Origin of the sequence: Burkholderia sp. SIMBA_062 (genome assembly GCF_046534765.1) — a bacterium.
Classification (GTDB): Bacteria; Pseudomonadota; Gammaproteobacteria; order Burkholderiales; family Burkholderiaceae; genus Burkholderia; species Burkholderia ambifaria.
In genome coordinates this window covers 1-242 of record NZ_JAWRYD010000544.1, presented here as the reverse complement: position 1 = coordinate 242, position 242 = coordinate 1, and the positions used below count along the sequence as shown (strand labels likewise).

At 31.8% G+C, this 242-nt stretch carries 1 protein-coding gene; it reads left to right on the top strand.

The features are described from left to right. Positions 1-27: 27 nt before the first annotated feature. Positions 28-242 (top strand): PDDEXK nuclease domain-containing protein (locus tag SB786_RS37395; protein ID WP_410731736.1); only part of this gene is annotated, 215 nt, incomplete at its 3' end.

The window sequence follows — 242 nt, the reverse complement described above, 5'->3', positions numbered from 1 at the left end:
CTTATTTCCCATCTACAGCAATTTTTAATGGAACTGGGAAAAGGCTTTGCTTTTGTAGCCAGGCAACAACATATTGTTACAGATACATCAGATTTTTTTATTGATCTTGTATTCTATAATTACTACCTTAAATGTTTTGTTCTTGTTGATCTTAAGACCCATAAACTTACTCACGAAGCTATCGGACAAATGGATATGTATGTAAGGATGTATAATGACCTTAAAAAAAGTGATGACGATAA